Origin of the sequence: Streptomyces sp. NPDC093568, from assembly GCF_044764945.1 — a bacterium.
Lineage (GTDB): Bacteria > Actinomycetota > Actinomycetes > Streptomycetales > Streptomycetaceae > Streptomyces.
The window spans coordinates 1-21,659 of sequence record NZ_JBIWJD010000030.1; the positions used below are offsets into that span (position 1 = coordinate 1).

Consider the following 21,659-nt stretch of genomic DNA (forward strand, 5'->3'; position numbering starts at 1 on the left):
TCAACCCGGCCGGGGGGGTTCTGCGGCGGCCGGGCCGCGGGGGGTGGTCGCCAGCGGTGGGTCAGCCCCCCCCCCCCTCAACCGGGCCCCCCCGGGGGGCCCCCCCCCCCCCCGGCCCCCCCGGCGCCCTGGCGCTCACGTCCGCAGACGGTCCGGTCAGTAGTTGCCCAGGCCGCCGCAGACGTTCAGCGCCTGCGCGGTGACCGCCGCGGCACCCGGGGAGACGAGGTAGGAGACCATCGCGGCCACCTCGCTCGGCTCCACGTAGCGGCCGAGCGGCACCCGGGTGGTGATCCGGCTGTGCACCTCCTGCTCGTCCACGCCCCAGATCCCGGCGTAGTGCTCACGCACCCGCTCGGCCATCGGGGTCTCCACGAAGCCCGGGCAGACCGCGTTGACGGTGATGCCCGTCCTGGCCAGCTCCAGGCCCAGCGACTTGGAGAAGCCGACGACACCGTGCTTGGAGGCGGTGTACGGCGCCGCGTGCACCACGCCCTGCTTGCCGCCGGTGGAGGCGATGTTGACGATCCGTCCGGTACCGCGCTCGAGCATGCCGCCGCCGGTCAGGGCCGCCTTGGTGACGAGGAAGACACTGTTCAGGTTGGTGTTGATGACGTCGAGCCACAGCTCGTCGGAGACCTCGGCGGTGGCGCCGCCCCCCGGTCGGCCGGCGTTGTTGACCAGGACGTCGAGCCGTCCGTAGCGCTCGACAGCGGCGGCGACCAGCGCCCGCACCTCATCGGACGAGGTGACGTCGCAGGTGCTGCCGTCGACGTCCAGGCCCTCGCCGCGCAGCTCGGCGAGGGTGTCCTTGAGGGTCTTGTCGGTGCGGGCGCACAGATAGACGGCGAAGCCCTGGCGGGCCAGGGTGCGGGCGATCTCGTGGCCGATGCCGCTGGTGGCCCCGGTGACCAGCGCGACCTGGCGCTCGGTGTCGGTGGAAGTGGATGCGTCCATGCACACCACCGTCGCGGCCGCGGCTCGCGCCCCGGTCGAGCCCCGCTCCAGCCCCGGGGCGAGGCGTTGAGGCTGCCTCGACCACGGCTCTTGGACGCGATTGAAGACTGAACGCACCCAACCGCCGCGTGAAGGAGTTCGAGGAGATGGAGTCGACCGGCGTGAGCGCCGAGTTGTACGCAGAGGTTCTTCAGTACTACGCGCGTCAGATGCAGGCGCTGGACGCGGGCAAGGTGGAGGAGTACGCCGCCACCTTCACCGAGGACGCGGTCTTCGGCCACACGCCCGGCCGCGCCCCGGCGCGCACCAGGACCGGCATCCTGTCCGACCTCTATGAGGTGCGCGAGCGGTTCACGGCGGACCCGCAGCAGCGGCGTCACCTGTTCACGATGGTCGACGTCGAGGAGCTGGCGGAGGGCCGGCTCCGCAGCACCTGCTACGCGCTGGTGCTGACCACCCGGCCGGGCGACGGTCCGGAGATGGTCCGCAGCTGCGTGGTGCGCGACGTCCTGGTCCGCGAGGACGGGCGGCTGCGCAACCAGGAGCGGCTCGTCGACCACGACGGTTTCGATGAGAGGTGGTTGTGATGAGCCGACGAGTGGTCATCACCGGCATCGGCGTGCGCGCCCCGGGCGGCCGCGGCACCAAGGAGTTCTGGGACCTGCTCACCGCGGGCCGTACCGCGACCCGGCGGATCAGCTTCTTCGACCCGTCCGCGTACCGGTCGCAGATCGCCGGCGAGGCGGACTTCGACCCGGTGTGGGAGGGCCTGAGCCAGCGGGAGATCCGCCGCATGGACCGGGCCACCCAGTTCGCCGTGGTCTGCGCCCGGGAGGCGATGCAGGACAGCGGCCTGGACTTCGCGGGCATCGACCCGGCGCGGATCGGCGTCACCCTGGGCAGCGCGGTCGCCGCCGCGACCAGCCTGGAGCGCGAGTACCTGGTGCTGTCCGACTCCGGCCGCGAGTGGCTGGTGGACAGCGAGGAGTGGCTGTCGCCGCACATGTTCGACTACCTGGCGCCGAGCGTGATGCCGGCCGAGGTGGTGTGGCAGGTCGGCGCGGAGGGACCGGTGTCGCTGGTCTCCAACGGCTGCACCTCCGGTCTGGACGCGGTCGGGCACGCCCTGCAGCTGATCCAGGAGGGCTCGGCCGACGTCATCGTGGCGGGCGCCACCGACACCCCGATCACCCCGATCGTGGTGGCCTGCTTCGACGCGATCAAGGCGACCACCGCCCGCAACGACGAGCCGGAGACCGCCTCCCGCCCGTTCGACCGGTCCCGTACCGGCTTCGTGCTCGCCGAGGGCGCCGCGATGTTCGTACTGGAGACGCTGGAGTCGGCACGGCGCCGCGGCGCCCCGGTCTACGCCGAGGTCACCGGGTACGGCACCCGCTGCAACGCGTACCACATGACCGGCCTCAAGCCGGACGGCCGGGAGATGGCCGAGGCGATCCGGGTCGCCCTGGACCAGGCCCGCGTCAACCCGACCGACGTGGACTACATCAACGCCCACGGCTCCGGCACCAAGCAGAACGACCGGCACGAGACCGCCGCGGTCAAACGCGCCCTCGGCGACCACGCGTACCGCACGCCGGTCAGCTCGATCAAGTCGATGGTCGGTCACTCGCTGGGCGCCATCGGCTCGGTGGAGATCGCCGCCTGCGCGCTCGCCATCAAGAACGGGGCGGTGCCGCCCACCGCCAATCTGCACGAGGCCGACCCCGAGTGCGACCTCGACTACGTACCGCTGACCGCGCGTGAACTGGACGTGCGGACCGTGCTGACGGTCGGCAGCGGCTTCGGCGGCTTCCAGACCGCGATGGTGTTGCAGAGCCCGACCGGGGAGAAGGAATGACCAGGACGGTAGTCACCGGGATCGGCGCGCTCGCCGCCAACGGCCTGGGCACCCAGGACTTCTGGGCCGCCACCCGGGAGGGCCGGCACGGCCTCGGCGAGCTCACCCGGTTCGACGTGACGGCGTACCCCGCCAAACTGGCCGGCGAGATCCGCGGCTTCGACGTCACCGACCACCTGCCGGACCGGCTGCTCCCGCAGACCGACGTCTCCACCCGGTACGCGCTGGTCGCGGCCGCCTGGGCGCTGGAGGACGCCAAGGTCGACCCGGCCAGCCTGGTCGACTACGACATGGGCGTCGTCACCGCCAACGCCCTCGGCGGCTTCGAGTTCACCCACCGCGAGTTCCACAAGCTATGGACCGAAGGCCCGCAGACGGTCAGCGTCTACGAGTCCTTCGCCTGGTTCTACGCGGTGAACACCGGCCAGATCTCCATCCGGCACGGCATGCGCGGCCCCTCCAGCGCCCTGGTCACCGAGCAGGCCGGCGGCCTGGACGCGATCGGCCACGCCCGGCGCACCGTGCGCCGCGGCACCCCGCTGGTCGTCGCCGGCGGCGTCGACTCCGCGCTCGACCCCTGGGGTTGGGCCGCGCAGATCGCCAGTGACCGGCTGTCCACCAGCACCGACCCGGGGCGCGCCTACCTTCCCTTCGACCGGGACGCCGCCGGCTACGTCCCCGGCGAGGGCGGCGCGCTGCTGGTGCTGGAGGACGCCGGGGCGGCACTGCGCCGCGGCGCCCCGGACATCCTCGGCGAGATCGCCGGCTACGCCAGCGGCTTCGACCCCGCCCCGGGCTCCGGCCGTCCGCCGGCGCTGCCCCGCACCATCCGGGCGGCACTCGCCGACGCCGGGGTGACGGCCGATCAGGTCGACGTGGTCTTCGCCGACGCCGTGGGTGTTCCGGAGCTGGACCGGGCGGAGGCGGACGCGCTGCGCGAGGTGTTCGGCACGGCCGCGGTGCCGGTGACCGCACCGAAGGCAGCGTCCGGCCGCACCTACGCGGGCGGCGGCTCGCTCGATGTCGCCACCGCCCTGCTGTCGATCCGCGACGGCGTGATCCCGCCGACCGCCGGCACCCGCGAGGTGCCCGACGAGTACGGCATCGACCTGGTCCGCGACCGGGCCCGCGAGGCGGACGTGCGCACCGCGCTCGTGGTCGCCCGCGGCCTGTGGGGCTTCAACTCGGCCGTCGTCGTCCGTGCCTGGGACGCCGACGCCACCAACGACCTTTCCTGAGGAGACAGTTGTGAACATCACCGTGGAAGAGATCCGCCGCATCATCGTCGCCAGCGCCGGCGCCCCCGAGTCCGGGGCCTCCGACGCCGACTTCGCCGACACCTCCTTCGACGAGCTCGGCTACGAGTCGCTCGCCCTCATGGAGACCGCCTCCGCCATAGAGCGCGAGTTCGGCGTGTCGGTGCCGGACGAGCTGCTCTTCGAGGCCCGTACGCCGCGCGAGCTGGCCGAGCTGGTCCGCTCCGCGAAGGAGGCCGCGGCCGCATGAGCCCGCTCACCCGAGAGATGGAGCACAGCCGGGTGGTGCGCGCTCCCGCCGACCGGCTGTACGCGCTGGTCGCGGACGTCGGCCGCTGGCCTGTGCTGCTCGGGCCGTGCGTGCGGGCCCGGCGGATCGAGCGGCACGGCGCCGACGAGCGCATCGAGCTGTGGGCGCGGACCAACGGCAAGGTGGCGACCTGGACCTCCCGCCGCACCCTCGACCCGGTGGCCCTGCGGATCTCCTTCCGGCAGGACCGCTCCACCGCGCCGGTGGCCTCGATGTCCGGCGAGTGGTCCTTCCACCCGGCCGGCGACGGACGGACCCGGATCGTGCTGACCCACGCTTTCACGGCCGTGGACGACGATCCCGAGTCGCTGGAGTGGATCGCCGAGGCGGTGGACCGCAACAGCGTCGAGGAGCTGGCGGCGCTCGGCGCCTTCGCCGAACGCCCGCATCCGCTGGAGCAGTTGGTGTTCTCCTTCAGCGACCGGGTGGAGGCGGCCGGGGTGGACCCGGCCGACGTGTACGACTTCGTGCACCGCTGCGACCTGTGGCCCGAGCGGCTGCCGCACGTCGGCCGGGTCGACCTCACCGAGGACCCGGCGGGCGTACAGCTGATGGAGATGGACACCGTCACCTCCGACGGCCGCACGCACACCACCGCCTCGGTCCGGCTGTGCGTGTCCGGCGAGCGGATCTCCTACAAGCAGACCGTGCTGCCCGCCCTGCTGTCCGGGCACAGCGGGCTGTGGGAGTTCGAGAAGTCGGCCGGCGGCGCGGCGATCGTCTCCCACCACACCGTGGCGGTCGACCCGGCCGTGGTGGAGCGGGTGCTCGGCGCGGGCACCACCTTCGAGGAGGCGTGCGCGCACGTCCGCGACACCCTGGGCGCCAACAGCCGCACCACCATGGGGGCGGCGTGCGCGTACGCGGCATCGGTGGTGCGGCGCCCATGACCCTGACGCGGAAGCTGGTCGGCCTCGCGCTCTCGCCGGACGCCGAGGCCGACCGGGTGTGCATGGTCGCGGGCGAACGCTCCTTCACCCGGCGCCAGGTCCGCAGCGAGGTGGCGCGGGCCCAGGCCGAGCTCGTCGAGCGCGGCCTGGGCCCGGGCCGGCGGGTGCTGGCGCTGCTCGACCACGGGCCGGAGGCGGTGTTCTTCCTCGCCGCGGCCAGCTCGCTCGGCCTGCATTCGCTGATGCCGTACGGCCTGCAGGCGGCGGCGCTGTCCGAGTGGCTGTCCATCGCGGACGCGGCCAGGCCCGACGTGGTGCTGCACTTCAAGCGCGACCGGACCGGCCTGGACGTGCTGCGCGAGCGCTGCGCCACCGTGGTGGAGCTGCCCTTCCCCACCGGCGAGGCACCCGAGGCGGAGGTCGAACTGCTCCACCCCGAACCGGTGGAGCACTTCCTGGTGCTGTTCACCAGCGGAACGACCGGCAAGCCGAAGGCGATCAGCATCAACGAGGCGCACATCTGCGACCGGATCGGCTGGGTCACCCGGACCATGCGGTACGGCCCGACGGCCCGGATCTTCATGACCGGCCTGATGAACAACACCACCGGCGTGATCAACTCCTTCGGCGCACTGTCGCACGACGCCACCGTGGTCTTCCCGGAGACCCCGGATCCCGCGCAGTGGCCGGCCCAGGTGGCCCGCCACCGGGGCACCCACCTGGCGCTGCGCCCAGTGGCGCTCAAGCAGTTCGTGGCCGCCGCGGCCACGGGCGAGGACGATCTGTCCTGCCTGCGCGTGGTCTCCTACGGCGGGGCCGCCGTCCCCCGGGCGGTGCTCGAACAGGGCCGTGAACTGGCGCGCTGCGACTGGATCCAGGGCTACGGGCTGACGGAGACGTACGGCCCGTTCTGCTTCCTGGCCGAGCAGGGCCACGCCGAAGAGCGCTACCTCAAGCACGTCTACTGCATCGGCCGGCCCGACGACTCCCTGGAGGTGCGGCTGGAGCCGGTGGCCGGCCACCCGGACGGCGTCGGCGAGATCCTGGTCCGCGGTGACTCCGTGATGGAGGGCTACGTGGACGTCACCACCGGCGTGATCAAGCCGGTCGGCGAGTGGCTGCGCACCGGCGACCTCGCCGAGTGGAGCCCCGACGGCGACCTGGTCCTCAAGGGCCGGCTCGCCGGGGTGCTGCTCAGCGAGAACGGCCACCGCATCTACCCCGAGGAGATCGAGGCGGTGCTCGCCGACACCCCGGGCGCGGACGAGGTGGTGCTGGTCGGCCTGCCCAACCCGAACGGCCCGCACGAGCTGCCGGTCGTCTGCCTGTGCGGCCCGATCGGCGAGCGCGGAGATGAGGAGTTGCGCGAGCTGATCACCGTAGAACTGCGCCGCGCGCTGGCGCCGGAGAAATGGCCGGACCGGATATGGGCCACCCCGGAGCCGTTCGCCCGCAGTGCCAACGGGAAGATCATGCGCGGCGAGGTGGCCGCGGCCGTTGACCCGGGCGGGGTCGTGCTGCTGAGGGGTGGTGCTGATGCGTGAGACGGGGGAGCGCTTGCGGGTGCCGGAGAGTGTGTATCGCGTGCTGGCGCCGGAGATATGGCCGGACCGGATGTGGGCCACCCCGGAGCCGTTCGCCCGCAGTGCCAACGGGAAGATCATGCGCGGCGAGGTGGCCGCGGCCGTCGACCCGGGCCGGGTCGTGCTGCTGAAGGGCGGCTCCGATGAGTGAGACCACCGACCGCCTGCGGGTGCCCGAGCACGTGTATCGCGCGCTCGGCTACCTCTTCCCGCGGCTGATGTTCCTCAACGCGCGCTACGCCCCGCAGGTGCACTGGGGGGACATCGCGGCGGCCCTGGACGGCTTCCCCGCCGACGACCTGGACCTCGCCTCCGCCGGGTTCTGGAACCGCTGGCGCGACCGCTGGACGGACCAGGCCGAGGGCTACGTCGCCCTCGCCGAGGAGTCCGGCACGGTGGCCGGACGCAGCCGGGCCCTGCGCGGCGCCGCGGCGGCCTACCACTGGGCGGAGTTCCAGTACTTCGACGACCGGGCCGTCAAGCAGCGGCTGCGGCAGCGCGTCCGGGACTGCTTCCTCGGCAGCCTGCCCGGCACCGACCTGGAGGTCACCGAAGGGTCGCTGCCCGGGACCGGCGCGGGCTACTGGGTGCTGCGCACCAAGGCGATGCGCGCGTCGGGCGAGCCACTGCCCGCGGTGGTGCTCTCCAACGGCCTGGACTCCGCCACCGAGGTCGAGGTGGTGGCGCTGGCCGAGGCCTACCTCGAGCGCGGCATCGCCGCGGTGCTCTTCGAGGGCCCGGGACAAGGGCTGCGACTGGGCCGTACCCCCGTGCTGGTGGAGATGGAGCGGGTGGTCGCCGAGCTGCTGCAGAAGCTGCGCACCGAGCCGGGGATCGCCGCCGACCGGCTGGCCTTCGCCGGTATCAGCTTCGGCGGCTATCTGGCGCTGCGGGTGGCGCGGGACCTCGGCGAGCACTTCCGATGCGTCGTCAACTTCGGCGGGGGACCGGCGATCGCCAAGTTCGACGGACTGCCGCGCCGGCTGAAGGACAACTTCCGGTTCGCCTTCGACGCAGAGCCGGGCGCCGACCTCCAGCCGCGCTTCGACGAGCTGGCGATCGAGCCGGGCCCCGCGCCGCGCACCGAGGTACTGAGCATCTGCGGCGCGCTGGACGACATCTTCCCGGTCGAGGGGCTGTACGACCTCGACCGGGCGTGGTCGGACCGGCACTCGCTCGAGGTGCACCCCAGGGAGGCGCACACCAGCCTCAACCTGATCAACTCCTACACCCTGCGCACCGCCGACCTGGTCGCGGACCGGCTGGCCGGCCGCGCCTGACCCAGCCAGGGGCCTGCCCGCCGGGATGACCGGCGGGCAGGCCCCCGCGTGCGTTCGGGCACCACCTAGTCCTGTCAGCGGCCCTCGGCGAGCGCCGCACCGGAGGACGCGAGGAGTCCGGGGTGCAGGTCGTGGTCGAGCCCGGCGTGTACGAAGACCCGCTTGAGCAGCGCGACGAAGGTCTGCGCCTCGTCCGGCTCCAGCCCACCCAGCAGCCGGGTCTCGAAGCCGTTGACCAGGGCCTCGGCCTCGGCGTGCAGCTTGTGGCCGGCCGGGAGCAGGTGCACCGCGTGGGCGCGGCGGTCGGTGGGATGGCGGCGGCGCTCCACCAGGCCGCGCCGCTCCAACTCGTCGACCAGGCCGACCATCACGTTGCGGTGCACCTTCAGGGGACCGGCGAGCTGGTGCTGACTGAGCCCGTCCTCCTCGATCAGCAGGTTGAGCAGGCCGAACTGGCGGGGGTGGATGCCCAGCGGCGCGAGCACGTCGACGAGCTGCTCCTGCACATGGGCGCTGAGGTGGGTCATCACACAGGCGGGGTGGTCGAACAGCAATTGAGTACTCACGCTCGCCATAGTACCCCCGAATAATTATCACCTTGAGGGATAGTCACTGGAAGTGCATACTGGCTGACGTGACCCAAGACATCTCCGCAAGCAGCAACGCCGCCCAGCCGAGGGAAGCCCCGGACGGCGCGGCACCCGACCCGAAGCGCCGCCTGGCCTTCGCGGTCGTCCTGATCGCCGGGTTCATGGACCTCGTCGACACGACGATCGTCAACGTCACGGTCCCGAGCATTCAGCGGGACTTGCACGCCGACTACGCCCAGATCGAGTGGGTCATTGCGGCGTACGTGCTCTCCTTCGCCGCCCTGCTGATCCTCAGCGGCCGGCTCGGCGACATCTACGGACGCAAGCGCGTCTTCCTGATCGGCATGGCCGGCTTCACGGTCGCCTCGCTGCTGTGCGGCGTCGCGGTCAACCCCGAGATGCTGATCGTCTCCCGGTTCCTCCAGGGAGCCGCGGCCGGCCTGATGGTCACCCAGATCCTGGCGATCCTGCACGTGGTCTTCCCGCCGGGGGAGCGCGGCAAGGCGGTCGCCATCTTCGGCGCGGTCACCGGCTCCTCCGCGGTCTTCGGCCTCGCCCTCGGCGGTGTGGTCGTGCAGTGGGACCTCTTCGGCTGGGAATGGCGCCCGATCTTCCTGGTGAACGTCCCGGTCGGGATCGCCGCGCTGATCGCCGGCGCCCTGGTGATCCGCGAGTCCCGCGCCCCGCAGCGTCCCAAGCTCGACCTGCTCGGCATGCCGCTGGCCATCGCCGCCGTGGTGCTGCTGGTCTACCCGCTCACCGAGGGCCGCCGCCTGGGCTGGCCGACCTGGATCTACGGCATGATCGCCGGCGCCCTGGTGCTGCTCGCGGTCTTCCTCGCCTACGAGAAGCGCCGCTTCGCCAAGGTCGGCTCGGCGCTGGTCGAGTTCGGGGTGTTCCGCTCCCGTTCGTTCTCGATCGGCATGGCGGTGTGGTTCCTGTTCTGGATCGCGGTCGGCGGGTTCTTCTTCGTCTGGACGCTCTTCCTGCAGCAGGGCCTCGGCTGGACGCCGATGCACGCCGGTCTGACGGCCGCCACCTTCGCCGTCGGTGTCGGCATCGGCGCGGGCAACGCCCCCGACAAGCTGGTCCCCAGGTTCGGCCGCAATGTGCTGGTGGCCGGCGGCATCGTCAACGCGATCGGCTTCGTCGCCTTCTCCGTCCTGGTCGCCCAGTACGGCCACAGCCTGTCGACCTGGCAGATCATCCCGGTGCACATCGTCTCCGGCATCGGCTTCGGCCTGATCGTCGCGCCGACCCTGGACCTGCTGCTGGGTCAGGTCCCCGGCGAGCAGGCGGGCAACGCCTCCGGACTGCTCAACACCGTCCAGCAGCTCGGCATGGCATTCGGTGTGGCGCTGACCGGCGTGCTCTTCTTCGCCCAGGTCGGCAGCGCGGCCGGCGACGCCGCCGACGAGGCCACCCCGGTGCTGAAGTCCGCCCTCAGCAGCGCCGGCGTCACCTCCCAGGACGAGCACCTCGCCAATTTCCGCACCTGCGTGCAGCAGCGCGCCGACTCGGTCGACCCGAGCAAGGTCCCGGCCGGCTGCCTGACGGACGACCCCAAGGCCGCCGGCGCGTTCGGCTCGGCCATCGCCCGCGCCGACTCCGTCAGTTACTCCTCCGCCTTCCGCACCGTCCTGTGGCTGGACGCCGGCATCCTGCTGATCGCCGCCGCCGGCTTCATGGCCCTCCCCAAGCACTCACGGACCGCCGACGAGGTGGCCCAGAACACCGAGCCCACCGAGGTGACGGCATGAGCAACGCGAAGAACGTCCTGGTCCTCGGCCGCGAGCGGCATCTGGTCGACGCCTCCACCGAGATCATCGAGGCCGGCGGCTTCTCCGCGGTCGGCGTGACCCGCGACGAGGAGGCCCTCTCCCTGCTGGACACCGGCCGGTTCATCGCCGTCCTGGTCGGCAGCGGCGTCGAGTGGGAGTCCCGCCCACCGGTACGTGAGCACGCCGCCGCGCACGACACCGTGGTCCTGGAGGCGCGGCGCGTCCCGATGCAGACCGTCCAGGAGCACGTCCGGGACGTGATCGTCCCGCGCCTGCTGCAGATCGCCTGACCATCACGGCACCAGGGCCCCGGATCCGCCAGTCCCCCTACGGATCCGGGGCCCACCCGTGCGCCCCTCTTCTTCGTCGCCTAGAAGAAGCCCAGCTTCTTCGGCGAGTACGACACCAGCAGATTCTTCGTCTGCTGGTAGTGCTCCAGCATCATCTTGTGCGTCTCCCGCCCGATGCCCGACCCCTTGTACCCGCCGAACGCCGCGTGCGCCGGGTAGGCGTGGTAGCAGTTGGTCCAGACGCGGCCCGCCTGGATCGCCCGGCCCGCGCGGTACGCGGTGTTGATGTCCCGCGTCCACACGCCCGCCCCGAGGCCGTACAGCGTGTCGTTGGCGATCTTGATGGCGTCGTCGAAGTCGTCGAACGACGTCACCGAGACGACCGGGCCGAAGATCTCCTCCTGGAAGATCCGCATACGGTTGTCACCCTCGAAGACCGTCGGCTGGACGTAGTAGCCGCCCTTCAATTCGCCGTCGTGCTCGATGCGTTCGCCGCCCGTGAGGACCCGTGCGCCCTCCTGACGGCCGATGTCGAGGTAGGAGAGGATCTTCTCCAGCTGGTCGTTGGAGGCCTGCGCCCCGATCATCGTGTCCGTGTCGAGCGGATTGCCGGTCGTGATCCGCTCGGTGCGGGCGACCGCCGCCTCCATGAACTCGGCGTAGTTGCCCCGCTGGACCAGCGCCCGCGACGGGCACGTGCAGACCTCGCCCTGGTTGAGCGCGAACATCGTGAAGCCCTCGAGCGCCTTGTCCCGGAAGTCGTCGTTCGCCGCCCAGACGTCGTCGAAGAAGATGTTCGGGGACTTGCCGCCGAGTTCGAGCGTGACCGGGGTGATGTTCTCCGAGGCGTACTGCATGATCAGCCGGCCGGTCGTCGTCTCACCGGTGAACGCCACTTTGGCCACCCGGGGGCTCGACGCCAGCGGCTTGCCCGCCTCCACACCGAAGCCGTTGACGATGTTGACCACGCCCGGCGGCAGCAGGTCGGAGACCAGGCTCAGCCAGTAGTGGATGGACGCCGGCGTCTGCTCGGCCGGCTTGAGCACCACGGCGTTGCCCGCGGCCAGCGCCGGGGCCAGCTTCCACGTCGCCATGAGGATCGGGAAGTTCCACGGGATGATCTGCGCGACCACGCCCAGCGGCTCATGGAAGTGGTACGCCACCGTGTCGTCGTCGACCTCGCCCAGCGAGCCCTCCTGCGCCCTGATCGTCCCCGCGAAGTAGCGGAAGTGATCGATGGCCAGCGGGATGTCGGCCGCCAGTGTCTCGCGGACCGGCTTGCCGTTCTCCCAGCTCTCGGCGACGGCCAGCTTCTCCAGGTTCGCCTCCATGCGGTCGGCGATCTTCAGCAGGATGCCGGCGCGTTCGGTCACCGACGTCCGGCCCCAGGCGGGGGCGGCCGCGTGCGCCGCGTCCAGCGCCCGCTCCACGTCCTCCGCGGTGCCCCGCGCGATCTCGGTGAACGGCTGCCCGTTCACCGGCGTCGGGTTCTCGAAGTACTGCCCCCGGACCGGCGGCACGTACTCACCGCCGATGAAGTGGTCGTAGCGCGCCTGGTAGGAGACGATCGCACCCTCGGTGCCGGGCGCCGCGTAACGGGTCATACTGCTCTGCCTCCCGAAGAAGCGCTGCCCGCCGTTGGGCAGCTCTCGGTGCGAGGCTAGGGACGGCGAGGTTGCAAGTACGTTGCGCGGGAGCCGGGATCCGCGAGCGCCCCGGAGCCGGTCAGCGCGCCGAGCGCCCGTCCCAGGCGAGTTCCGACTCCAGGGCCGCCAGCCGCGACCGTACCGCCGCCGTCGGACGCACCGTCGCGAGTGCCCGCCATACGTCGATGTCGTCCTCGCCCCACGGCGCGTGCGCCCAGTCCGCGAGCAGGTCGGGGTCGTGGCGGGCGATCAGCGCCGTACGGAGCCCGTCGGCGATCAGGCGCCTGAGCCGTACCACCGCGGGTGCCTGGGAGCCGGGCAGCAGCGGGCCCGTGTACGCCGTGGCCGCCGCCGTGACCGCGCCTGTCTCCAGGCGGCGTTCGACGACCGTCACGTCCGACTCGACCGGCACGGTGAGCCGGTAGGGCCGGGAGCCGAGCAGGCCCGCGCCGAGTACGCGGCGCAGCCGGGCCAGTTCGGCTCGCAGGGTCACCGGCGTCACGGACTCGTCCTCGTACAGGGCGCAGAGCAGCTCGTCGCCGGTCAGCCCCTCCGGGTGGCGCGCGAGCAGCACCAGGATCTCGCTGTGCCGGCGGCTGAGCCTGACCCGGCGGCCGGCGACGAGCAGCTGCGCCTCGTCCCGGCCCAGCGCGGACAGTTCGAGCGTGTCGGCGGCGGGCATCGGCGGGGCGAGCAGGGCCAGTTGGGACTCGGCGGCGCGGGCGACCGCCTGCACGAACCCCAGGCTGTGCGGATGCGCCAACCCGTCGCCGCCGGTGATGTCCACCGCGCCGAGCACCCGCCCGGTGCGGGGGTCGTGCACCGGCGCCGCCGCGCAGGTCCAGGGCTGCACCCGGCGGATGAAGTGCTCGGCCGCGAACACCTGCACCGGCCGGTCCACGGCGACCGCCGTACCCGGGGCGTTCGTCCCGACCGCGCTCTCCGCCCACCGTGCCCCCGGCACGAAGTTCATCCGGTCCGCCCGGCGCCGGGTCGTCGGATGACCCTCCACCCACAGCAGCCTGCCGTGCGCGTCGCACACCGCCAGCAGATGCTCGCCGTCGGCGGCGAAGGTGCCCAGCAGCTCCCGGAACAGCGGCATCACCCGCGCCAGCGGATGCTCCGCCCGGTAGGTGCCGAGGTCGCCGTCCGCGAGCTCCACGCGGGCCGTCCCGTCCGGACCGACGCCGGCCCGCGCGGAACGCCGCCATGAGTCGGCCACCACGCCACGCACCGGCTGCGGCACGGTGCCCACCGCGGTGAACGTCTCATGGGCGCGGCGCAGCACCCGTACGCGCTCGGCGGCGTCGGCTCCCGGTTCCAGAGCCACCCACGGATCGGTCAACTCGACTCCCCGGCTTGCGATGAGGCTGGGGACATCGTCACTCCGGGTACGCGCGCGGACAACCTTTTCGACGAGGGGCACTCGAACGACGGGCACCCCGGCGCGGATGTGCGAGCCTCAAGCGGCGTTCACCAGCCGCATGTAACGGGTCCAGTCCCAGTGCGGACCGGGGTCGGTGTGGTCGGTGCCCGGCACCTCGTAGTGCCCGATGATGTGCGCCCGGTCCCTCGGTATGGCGTATCTGGTGCAGATCGCCGCGGTGAGTCGGGCCGACGTCTCGTAGAGGACGCCGGTGAAGAAGGCGGGCCGGTCCACCCAGCCCTCGTGCTCGATGCCGATGCTGCGGGTGTTGAGGTCCCAGTCCCCGGCGTGCCAGGCGATGTCCGCCTCGCGCACGCACTGGGAGGTGTGTCCGTCGGCCGACCGGACGACGTAGTGGGCGGACACCTGGTGCTTGGGACGCCGGAAGACGGAAAGCGAGTTCCGGTAGCGGGTCTGGGTCACGTGGATGATCACCCGGTCGATGGGATGCGACGCGGGACGGTCCGCCACCGTGTAGTTGGCGGCACTCGCCGGGTGCCACTCGGCGAGCGGATAGTCCGGTCCCGGGATGTGCGCTCCGGCCTGCCATTCGGGGAGCAGGGCGTAGGGGACGGCGGCGAGAGCGGTGCCTTGGAGGATCCGCCGCCGGCTCAGGCTGGGTCTCGCGCGTTCCAAGAAGCGATTGCCTTTCAGTGGTGGGCAGTTGGCCGGGCGGTCAGTGCAGTGCCGCCGCCGTCTCGCGCAGTCGCTCGTGTACTCCGCGGTGCGTCTCGCGCGCGGGGAGCCACTGCTTGCGGATCTTGGCCACGCATGTGTAGTTGGTGTCGCACACGTTGGCCAGGGGTGACTCCACGGCCTGGGTCGCGAACTGATACGCGTCCAGCTCCCCGAACCCGTAGTCGCGCACCAGCCACCGCACCAGGTCCAGCTGGGATATCCGGAACGCGTCCTCCAGCGGCCGGGCCGAGCCCGTCGAGATGATGTGCGTGTCGGACTCGATGCGGGGCCACGGCGTCGCGAGCCCCTTGAGCAGTTCGACGATCACCACGGTGTTCATCGCGCACTCGACCGCGACCCCGCAGGTCTCGCCCTCACCCTGCCGGGCGTGACCGTCGCCGAGGCTCAGCAGTGCCCCCTCCACGTTCACCCCGAGATAGCAGGTCACGCCCGCCCGCATTTCCGGCGTGTCCATGTTCCCGCCGTGCGCGTCGGGCACGAGGGCCGAGCGGACTTCGAGGTTGGCGGGCGCGACGCCCACGGTGCCGTGCATCGGGTCGAGGGGCAGCTCGGCCTCGAGGTCACTGTCGCGCGCCCGGAACAGCGCCGTCCGGCGGGTCCGGTCGAGCTGCCAGATCCAGACCGTCTCCGGCAGGGGCGGCTGGAGCGTGGCCGTCGTGTGCGTCGAGGTGAGCGCGCCGAACAGCGGGACCGTGGTCGACGCGGCCCAGTCCCGGGCCGGTTCGATCGACACGAAGTGGACGGCGACCGTGTCGCCCGGCTCGGCACCCTCGATGTGGAAGGGGCCCGTCTGCGGGTTGAGGTAGGGGAATTCGCACACCTGCGAGACCAGGTCCTTCTCCGACCGCACGCGTCCCGCGAAGCAGTCCTCCGTGTACAGGTCGAGGACCGTGCCCGGCGCGATGCGCGCCACGGGCGGTACACCGCCGAACGTCCAGGCGTAGTCGCCCGGTTCCGGCCGCACGGTGAGGATCCGGGGGTCGCTCGTCACTGCACAGCTCCGATCTGCCGAAGGCGGGCTGCTGTTGATCGTATCCAAGGCGGATATTGAAGAATCAGCTGGCGCCCTGGACCGCCCCTCTTTGTCCTCAAGTGTCTTGAACACGGCGGAGCCGGGGCCGGTGAGGCATGCTAAGGCGCGGTTTCCGTGGACGTGTCAACCTGGCTTGCGCGCCGGACGAGGAATTCAGCGATGGAAAATCTCTGAGTCCATTCCTCTGCCCTTGGGGGCTCCACGGGAAAGGTTGGCGGCCAGCGGTCCGGTGATTTTCAAAGAATTGTCGCTGTGCTGTTGGTGCGGGGTCGGTGCCACAAGAGTTTGTCCGGCGTGTTTCATCGATCTTTCGAGGCCGGTAAATGTTCTTCGCCTGGATGCAAGGGTGTCGACATGCCGCAAACCGCCTCGTTCCGTCCAGTGTGAGCGAGGTCACCTTGCGGCCCGTGGAGTCGATCTGATTCGTCCGCCAGTGTGTAAAACCAGGCACTGTCTTGTCAGAGCGGCCGAAGGGTCTTCGAGTGAGAGGAACTTGCTGCGGCAAAATTTCGTTGACTAATCGAGGTAGCCAGTATTTTAATCCGAGACGAAGTGTGTCGGATGCAATCAAGCGTCGACTCATGCCTGGGGGAGCGAGTGAGTACCGCGATCCATATACCTTCCGATCATGTCAAGAGCGCAGCCCGCCAAACCGGTGAAGATTCCATTGTTGTCCGGATTTCATCGCAGCGATCCGGACAACTCGCCACCTTGCAGGAGTTATTCAACGGCGTCCGGCTCAGTGGACAGCGCACGGTTCTGGTCAAAGGACCTGTCGGCACAGGCAAGACGGAACTGCTGAACGCGTTTTCCAGCCACGTCACCGCTGCCGGCGGGCTGGCACTGCTCGCGGCCACTTCGCGCGCGGAGCAGCAGGTGCCGTTCGCCGTCCTGGCCCATCTCTTCCGCAACGCCCCGATCTCGGCCGGACTCCGCGCCCGTATCGCCGAGTTGGTCGACGAGGGCCAGGGCGCCCGCGTGACCGGGCTGCTCGCCGCGAGCCCGGGTCCGGAGGTGGCGCCGCAGACCTTCCACCGCATGTGCATGGCGCTCACCGACCTGGTCGAGCAGGCCGAGGGGCCCCTGGTGCTCGCCGTGGACGACGTGCAGTACGCGGACCTGCCGTCGCTGCGCTGCTTGTCCTTCGTCGCGCGACGCATGCGGTCGGCGCGGCTCATGCTCGTGCTGAGCGAGTCGCCGCACATCCGCCGGCACGCCGCGCTGTCCGAGGCCGAACTGCCGCCCGAGCCGGCGGTGGTGGTCGTGCAGTTGCCGTTGCTCTCGCCGTCCGCGGTCGAGGAGGCGATCGCCGAGCGGCTCGGACGGGAGCGGTCCCACGAGCTCGGGGCCGGGGGATACGCCGTCAGCGGGGGAAATCCCATGCTGCTCAGCGGATTCATCGAGGACAACCGCCGGACGACCGTGCCTCGTTCGTCGGCGCACGGCGCCACCGCGGGCTTCCGCCAGGCCCTGATCGCCTGCCTGTACCGGCATGAACCCGAGGTCCTCCAGGTGGCCTTCGCGCTCTCTGTCCTGAAGGAGGCGCTGCCGGTCGCCCAGCTGGCGCAGCTGGCGGACACGGACACCGAGACCACCGCGCACGCGCTGGAGATACTGCGGGAGTGCGGAATCGTTTCGGACGGTCTGCCGCGTCATCCGCAGACCCGGGCGGCCGTACTCGAAGCACTCACGGCAGAGGAACGGTCGGAACTCCAGCTGCGAGCGGCGAACGTGCAGCTCAAGAGCGGTTCGCCGGTGACCTCCGTGGCCGAGCAGATCCTGGCCGCCGACCGGATCGAGTCCGAGTGCGCGGTTCCCGTGCTGCACGAAGCGGCCGAACTGGCCCTGGACCAGGGCCAGGTGGAGTTCGCCGCGAACTGCCTGCGGCTGGCCCAGCGGTACGACTCGGACGACCGCAGCCGGGCCGCGACCATGGCGCGGCTCGTCCAGGCCACCTGGCGCGTCGAGCCGTATCTCGCCTACCGCCGCATCTCCACGCTGGTGGCCGACGCCAGGACCGGAGTGCTTCCCCTCCGTCATATCTCGGTTGCGACCGACGGGCTGCTCTGGTTCGGGCAGCCCGAGGAGGCGGCCGAACTGCTGAGGGAGCGGGGTGGCCTGGCCTCGTCGGGCCCGGCGCACCAAAGGGCGCACCTGGAGGTGTCGCGCGCGTGGCTGGGAGTGCTCTACCCCGACTGGGCCGTCGGCGGCATCGAGTCCCGCGGCGGTGTGGACGCGGATTCCGCGGAGATCGAGTGGCTCGGCCCGGAAACCCGGCATCCGGAGGGCGCGATCCGGCTACGGCACCGTGCCATCGACCTGCTGGACGACATGCTCGCCACCGGTGTCGGTCCGGGCACCGTGCGCGAGGCCCTGCACGTGCTGCGACACCACTCGCTCGACGAGGACTCCCTGATGGTCCTGCTCGCGGCGCTGCACGTGCTCGTCACCGCGGACCAGCTCCAGGAGGCCCGGCAGTGGACGGCCGAACTGCTGGTCCAGGCACGGCGGCAGTCTGCCGTGGTGTGGGAGGCGGTGCTGACCGCGTTCGCCGCGGACATCGCGCTGCGCTCCGGGGAGCCGCGCAACGCCACACGCCATGTGCGGCGTGCTCTGGAGCTGCTGCCCGCCCGCAACTGGGGTGTCCTGCTGGGCCTTCCACTGGCCGTGGCGATCGCCACGAGTGCGCTGACCGGCAGTGACGAGGAGTGGATCGACGAGGTCTCGGCGGCTGTTCCGCGCGCGATCTTCGCCACCCCGCTGGGCCTGCGGCTGCTGCGGGCGCGCGGTCGCCGGGCCCTGACCTACCATCCGAGCACGGCACTTGAGGACTTTCTCGTCGCCGGTGAGCTGGCCGAGCGCTGGGGCATGGGACATCCGGCGGCGGTTCCGTGGCGGACGGACGCGGCACAGGCGTACTTGCGCCTCGGGGACGTCCGGAATGCGAAGGCGCTTGCCTCGGAGCAACTGCGGCTCTGCGGTCCTGAGCATCCCCGGGTCCACGCCGAGACACTGCGGGTGCTTGCCGCGTGCGGTTCCCCCGCGGAACGGCTCAAGTTGCTGACCCGGGCGTCCGAGCTTCTCCAGCAGTGCGACGCGCCGCTCGAACTCGCCATGGTCCTGCACGATCTGGGCTGGGCCCAGCAGGAGCAAGGGCAGTACAGCAAGGGGCGTCTGTCCCTGCGCCGCGCCCGGCTGCTCGCGGAGGAGCGGGGCGTACGACTGCCCGCGTCCCCCCTCGGGGCCGCTCGGTCGGAGAAGTCCGCCCTGCCGCCGTCGCCCACGAAACACGTCCGCGGCGGCGAAGTGCTCAGCGACGCGGAGATGCGCGTGGCCAGGCTCGCGGTGCGGGGACACAGCAACCGGCAGATCGCCGGTCAGCTGTACGTCACCGTGAGCACCGTCGAGCAGCATCTGACGCGCGTGTACCGGAAGTTGAACATCAAGCGGCGCACCGACCTCGGCGAGGCGATCCAGTACGCGGCTCGCGCGGAGTCCAGCAGTACCGCCTGCTGACCCGCGCGGCGAAATCGTCGCGGGGACGCAAGGAGGGGGAGCGGTCCGCAACCGGCGGACGGGGGTGGCCACCGGTCACGAATCCGCTCCCCCTTGTCGGGAGGCTCAGCTGCCGCTGTGCATCCCGACCTCACCGGCCCGCTCGCGCGGGACTTCGGTGGGCTCAGGTGCCGGGGCGCCCGGCTTGCGCAGGGTGAAGGCGAGCAGACCGCCGATGACCGAGGCGGCACCGCCGATCCACATCGCGGTGCGCAGACCGTCGGAGACATCCGCGACCGCGGGAGTGTCGCCGGTCAGCCCGGCGGTGGCGACGGCCACGAGCACCGCCAGACCGGCCGCGCCACCGATCTGCTGGGCGGTGCTGGCGAGGGCTGAGGCGGCACCGGCCTCCTGCGGGGCCACGCCGGAGGCGGCGCAGACGAACATCGCCGGGAACGTGACACCGCCGCCGATGCCCCAGACGATCAGGCCCGGCACCAGCGCCCAGAAGGAGGCGCCCGTGCTCATCGCCAGCGCGAGGATCACCATGCCGGCGCCGTTGATGGCCATACCCGCGAAGAGGGTGGCCCGCGGACCGAACTTGCCGAGCAGCAGACCGGCCAGCTTCAGGGACGCGCCCATCGAGATGATCGTCAGCGGCACGAACGCGAGGCCTGCTTCCAGGGCGTCGTAGGCGAGCACGCCCTGGAGGTAGTTGGTGAAGATGTAGTACGAACCGCCCAAGGCGCTCTGGAAGACGAGGATGATCAGCATCGCCGTCACCAGGCTGCGGTTGCGGAACAGGCGCATGGGGACCAGCGGGCTCGCCGACTTGTTCTCCACCAGGGTGAAGACCGCGAGGATCACCACGCCGGCGACGATGGCGCCCGCTCCGCGCAGTGAGCCCCAGCCGGCCTCGGGGCCGCTGACCAGGCCGAGCACGAGCAGCGAGGAACCGAGGGTGGCGAGGACGGCGCCGATGGCGTCGAAGCCCCCGTCGGAGGCGGACCGGGACTGGTCGGGGGCGAGGATGCCGGGGGCGGCGGCCGCCGCGACCAGGGCCAGCGGAACCAGGACGAACAGCACCCACTCCCAGCCGAGGGCGTCGGTGAGCACGCCGCCGAGCAGCGCGCCGACGGCCAGGCCGCCGCTGCCGCAGGCACCCCAGACCGCGAGTGCCCGGTTGCGCTCGGGCCCTTCCTCGAAACGGGTGTTGATCAGGGTCAGAGTGGCGGGGGTGAGCAGCGCGGCGCCGAAGCCCTGAAGGGCGCGCGCGGTGATGAGTACCTCCGGCGACTCGGCGAAGCCGCCGAGCAGGCAGGACAGACCGAAGATCACCAGGCCGAGGATGAAGATCCGACGGCCGCCGAGCCGGTCGACCATACGGCCGCCGAAGAGCAGGAATCCGCCGAAGGCCACCGCGTAGGCACTGACCACCCACTGCAACGACTGCGCACTGAACCCGAGCGCGCTGCCGATGTCCGGGAGAGCAACGAAGACGATGTTGTAGTCGACGGCAACGATGAACTGCGCGAACGCCAGCAGCGCGAGCATCAGCCCGGTCCGCCGCTGCGTTCCGGGGACGGTATCAACCACGACTTGGCTTCCTTCACATAGGGACACGGTGTGCCACAGGGCACGCGGCAGAAGACACGACGGTGCGCGCCGACCAGACGCGATTGAACCCCGAGCGATTACCGAGCGGAGTGTTTTTTCTGAACGGCTCTACCTTAGTACACACCGTTCAGAGTTCGCACGGCATACTTTTGCTCAACGCTGTTAGGCTGTCAACATGGGAGATGCGACGCAGAGCCGGCGAGCCCGTCTGAGGGCGGAGACCACGTCCGAGATCAAGACGATTGCGCTCAAGCACATGGCGGCCGGAGGGCCGGCCTCCATCTCGCTCCGGGCCATCGCTCGTGAGATGGGCATGACGGCGGGCGCCATCTACAGCTACTTCACCAACCGGGACGACCTGATCACGGCCCTCACCGCCGATGTCTACGAGTCACTCGCGGTGGCGTTCGAGGCCGCGCACCAGGCGGCCTCGAAGGACGGGCCGGCCGAACAGGTGCTCGCCCACGCCCGCGCCTACCGCACCTGGGCCGTGGCCCACCCCGAGGAGTTCCGCCTCATCTACGGCGACCCGGTGCCCGGATACCAGGCCCCCGAGGCAGGCGTGGCACAGGAGGCGGAGCACCGGCTGTGCGCGGTCCTGCTCGGACTGATCGCCGGTGTGTGGGACCACGCCGCCGAGACCCAGGACCAGTGCGACTACGAGTGGGGCGACTTCCAGCCCAGCCTCGTCACCCTGGCCCGTGAGTCCTTCCCCGGCCTGCCCCCGTCCGCGGTGGCGCTCTGCCTGCGGCTGTGGAGCCGCATGCACGGGCTGCTGACCCTGGAGATCTACGGCCATCTGCGCCACCAGGTGACCGACCCGGGCCGGCTCTACCAGGCCGACATGCACGACTTCATCCGCACCGTCGGGCTGGCCGACCCGGCCGGAGCGGTCCGCCGCGCATGACGTACCTGCCGGTGCCCCGAGGGGGGCACCGGCAGGTTCCT

Annotated in this window: 19 protein-coding genes; 12 read left to right on the top strand and 7 right to left on the bottom strand. The window is 71.2% G+C overall.

Annotated features, from left to right (window positions below; genetic code table 11):
- Positions 1-156: 156 nt before the first annotated feature.
- Positions 157-957: a 3-oxoacyl-ACP reductase FabG gene (gene fabG / locus ACIRD7_RS42280; protein WP_403461393.1), complete on the bottom strand. Its 801-nt coding sequence runs from the start codon at positions 955-957 to the stop codon at positions 157-159.
- Between the two features lie 146 nt (positions 958-1,103).
- Here fabG and ACIRD7_RS42285 point away from each other — a divergent pair, with 146 nt between their 5' ends.
- Genes ACIRD7_RS42285 through ACIRD7_RS42320 form a run of 8 tightly spaced genes read left to right on the top strand, consistent with a single transcriptional unit; the run spans position 1,104 to position 8,134 of the window.
- Positions 1,104-1,544, top strand: coding sequence for a nuclear transport factor 2 family protein (locus ACIRD7_RS42285; RefSeq protein WP_403461394.1), 441 nt, complete (start codon positions 1,104-1,106; stop codon positions 1,542-1,544).
- Positions 1,544-2,815 (top strand): beta-ketoacyl-[acyl-carrier-protein] synthase family protein, encoded by a 1,272-nt coding sequence (locus tag ACIRD7_RS42290; RefSeq protein WP_403461396.1) that lies wholly within the window; start codon positions 1,544-1,546, stop codon positions 2,813-2,815. Before ACIRD7_RS42285 ends, ACIRD7_RS42290 begins: the two co-directional genes overlap by 1 nt.
- On the top strand, positions 2,812-4,053 hold the full coding sequence (locus tag ACIRD7_RS42295) for a ketosynthase chain-length factor (protein WP_403461397.1): 1,242 nt from the start codon (positions 2,812-2,814) through the stop codon (positions 4,051-4,053). The genes ACIRD7_RS42290 and ACIRD7_RS42295 overlap by 4 nt, the downstream gene beginning before the upstream one ends.
- A 10-nt stretch (positions 4,054-4,063) precedes the next feature.
- Positions 4,064-4,321 carry an acyl carrier protein gene (locus tag ACIRD7_RS42300; RefSeq protein WP_403461398.1) on the top strand — a complete coding sequence of 86 codons (258 nt, stop codon included), beginning with the start codon at positions 4,064-4,066 and terminating at the stop codon, positions 4,319-4,321.
- Positions 4,318-5,271, top strand: a complete 954-nt coding sequence (locus ACIRD7_RS42305) for an SRPBCC family protein (protein ID WP_403461399.1) — start codon at positions 4,318-4,320, stop codon at positions 5,269-5,271. Before ACIRD7_RS42300 ends, ACIRD7_RS42305 begins: the two co-directional genes overlap by 4 nt.
- On the top strand, positions 5,268-6,815 hold the full coding sequence (locus ACIRD7_RS42310; RefSeq protein WP_403461400.1) for an AMP-binding protein: 1,548 nt from the start codon (positions 5,268-5,270) through the stop codon (positions 6,813-6,815). Before ACIRD7_RS42305 ends, ACIRD7_RS42310 begins: the two co-directional genes overlap by 4 nt.
- Entirely contained in the window at positions 6,808-7,005 is a 198-nt protein-coding gene (locus ACIRD7_RS42315) for a hypothetical protein (RefSeq protein WP_403461401.1), read from the top strand. The genes ACIRD7_RS42310 and ACIRD7_RS42315 overlap by 8 nt, the downstream gene beginning before the upstream one ends.
- Positions 6,998-8,134 carry an alpha/beta hydrolase family protein gene (locus ACIRD7_RS42320; protein ID WP_403461402.1) on the top strand — a complete coding sequence of 379 codons (1,137 nt, stop codon included), beginning with the start codon at positions 6,998-7,000 and terminating at the stop codon, positions 8,132-8,134. The genes ACIRD7_RS42315 and ACIRD7_RS42320 overlap by 8 nt, the downstream gene beginning before the upstream one ends.
- Before the next feature lie 74 nt (positions 8,135-8,208).
- Here ACIRD7_RS42320 and ACIRD7_RS42325 read toward each other — a convergent pair whose 3' ends face one another.
- Positions 8,209-8,700, bottom strand: a complete 492-nt coding sequence (locus tag ACIRD7_RS42325; RefSeq protein ID WP_403461403.1) for a MarR family winged helix-turn-helix transcriptional regulator — start codon at positions 8,698-8,700, stop codon at positions 8,209-8,211.
- Between the two features lie 68 nt (positions 8,701-8,768).
- On the opposite strand from ACIRD7_RS42325, the gene ACIRD7_RS42330 reads away from it, so the two are divergent.
- A complete protein-coding gene (locus ACIRD7_RS42330; RefSeq protein ID WP_403461404.1) occupies positions 8,769-10,484 on the top strand; it encodes a DHA2 family efflux MFS transporter permease subunit in 1,716 nt (571 codons plus the stop codon).
- Positions 10,481-10,795, top strand: a complete 315-nt coding sequence (locus ACIRD7_RS42335) for a hypothetical protein (RefSeq protein WP_403461405.1) — start codon at positions 10,481-10,483, stop codon at positions 10,793-10,795. The genes ACIRD7_RS42330 and ACIRD7_RS42335 overlap by 4 nt, the downstream gene beginning before the upstream one ends.
- Before the next feature lie 80 nt (positions 10,796-10,875).
- On the opposite strand, the gene adh is transcribed toward ACIRD7_RS42335, so the two are convergent.
- The 4 genes from adh to ACIRD7_RS42355 all read right to left on the bottom strand — a co-directional run bounded on the left by adh (position 10,876) and on the right by ACIRD7_RS42355 (position 15,557).
- On the bottom strand, positions 10,876-12,399 hold the full coding sequence (gene adh / locus ACIRD7_RS42340) for an aldehyde dehydrogenase (protein ID WP_403461406.1): 1,524 nt from the start codon (positions 12,397-12,399) through the stop codon (positions 10,876-10,878).
- A gap of 121 nt (positions 12,400-12,520) precedes the next feature.
- Positions 12,521-13,786, bottom strand: coding sequence for a GAF domain-containing protein (locus tag ACIRD7_RS42345; protein WP_403461407.1), 1,266 nt, complete (start codon positions 13,784-13,786; stop codon positions 12,521-12,523).
- Between the two features lie 117 nt (positions 13,787-13,903).
- Positions 13,904-14,503, bottom strand: coding sequence for an N-acetylmuramoyl-L-alanine amidase (locus tag ACIRD7_RS42350; RefSeq protein ID WP_403461408.1), 600 nt, complete (start codon positions 14,501-14,503; stop codon positions 13,904-13,906).
- A 40-nt stretch (positions 14,504-14,543) separates the two neighbouring features.
- Positions 14,544-15,557 carry an acetamidase/formamidase family protein gene (locus ACIRD7_RS42355; protein WP_403461409.1) on the bottom strand — a complete coding sequence of 338 codons (1,014 nt, stop codon included), beginning with the start codon at positions 15,555-15,557 and terminating at the stop codon, positions 14,544-14,546.
- A gap of 603 nt (positions 15,558-16,160) precedes the next feature.
- On the opposite strand from ACIRD7_RS42355, the gene ACIRD7_RS42360 reads away from it, so the two are divergent.
- On the top strand, positions 16,161-19,115 hold the full coding sequence (locus ACIRD7_RS42360) for an AAA family ATPase (RefSeq protein ID WP_403461410.1): 2,955 nt from the start codon (positions 16,161-16,163) through the stop codon (positions 19,113-19,115).
- Between the two features lie 105 nt (positions 19,116-19,220).
- Here ACIRD7_RS42360 and ACIRD7_RS42365 read toward each other — a convergent pair whose 3' ends face one another.
- A complete protein-coding gene (locus ACIRD7_RS42365) occupies positions 19,221-20,690 on the bottom strand; it encodes an MFS transporter (protein ID WP_403461411.1) in 1,470 nt (489 codons plus the stop codon).
- 196 nt (positions 20,691-20,886) lie between these two features.
- Here ACIRD7_RS42365 and ACIRD7_RS42370 point away from each other — a divergent pair, with 196 nt between their 5' ends.
- On the top strand, positions 20,887-21,618 hold the full coding sequence (locus ACIRD7_RS42370) for a TetR/AcrR family transcriptional regulator (RefSeq protein WP_403461412.1): 732 nt from the start codon (positions 20,887-20,889) through the stop codon (positions 21,616-21,618).
- Positions 21,619-21,659 lie beyond the last annotated feature (41 nt).

Excerpts from the sequence above, each read along its gene's own strand:
- ACIRD7_RS42310 (WP_403461400.1), top strand. The coding sequence starts at position 5,268 with ATGACCCTGACGCGGAAGCTGGTCGGCCTCGCGCTCTCGCCGGACGCC.
- ACIRD7_RS42295 (WP_403461397.1), top strand. The coding sequence starts at position 2,812 with ATGACCAGGACGGTAGTCACCGGGATCGGCGCGCTCGCCGCCAACGGC.
- ACIRD7_RS42335 (WP_403461405.1), top strand. The coding sequence starts at position 10,481 with ATGAGCAACGCGAAGAACGTCCTGGTCCTCGGCCGCGAGCGGCATCTG.
- ACIRD7_RS42285 (WP_403461394.1), top strand. The coding sequence starts at position 1,104 with ATGGAGTCGACCGGCGTGAGCGCCGAGTTGTACGCAGAGGTTCTTCAG.
- adh (WP_403461406.1), bottom strand. The coding sequence starts at position 12,399 with ATGACCCGTTACGCGGCGCCCGGCACCGAGGGTGCGATCGTCTCCTAC.
- ACIRD7_RS42290 (WP_403461396.1), top strand. The coding sequence starts at position 1,544 with ATGAGCCGACGAGTGGTCATCACCGGCATCGGCGTGCGCGCCCCGGGC.
- ACIRD7_RS42320 (WP_403461402.1), top strand. The coding sequence starts at position 6,998 with ATGAGTGAGACCACCGACCGCCTGCGGGTGCCCGAGCACGTGTATCGC.
- fabG (WP_403461393.1), bottom strand. The coding sequence starts at position 957 with ATGGACGCATCCACTTCCACCGACACCGAGCGCCAGGTCGCGCTGGTC.
- ACIRD7_RS42370 (WP_403461412.1), top strand. The coding sequence starts at position 20,887 with ATGGGAGATGCGACGCAGAGCCGGCGAGCCCGTCTGAGGGCGGAGACC.
- ACIRD7_RS42360 (WP_403461410.1), top strand. The coding sequence starts at position 16,161 with ATGCAATCAAGCGTCGACTCATGCCTGGGGGAGCGAGTGAGTACCGCG.
- ACIRD7_RS42305 (WP_403461399.1), top strand. The coding sequence starts at position 4,318 with ATGAGCCCGCTCACCCGAGAGATGGAGCACAGCCGGGTGGTGCGCGCT.
- ACIRD7_RS42315 (WP_403461401.1), top strand. The coding sequence starts at position 6,808 with ATGCGTGAGACGGGGGAGCGCTTGCGGGTGCCGGAGAGTGTGTATCGC.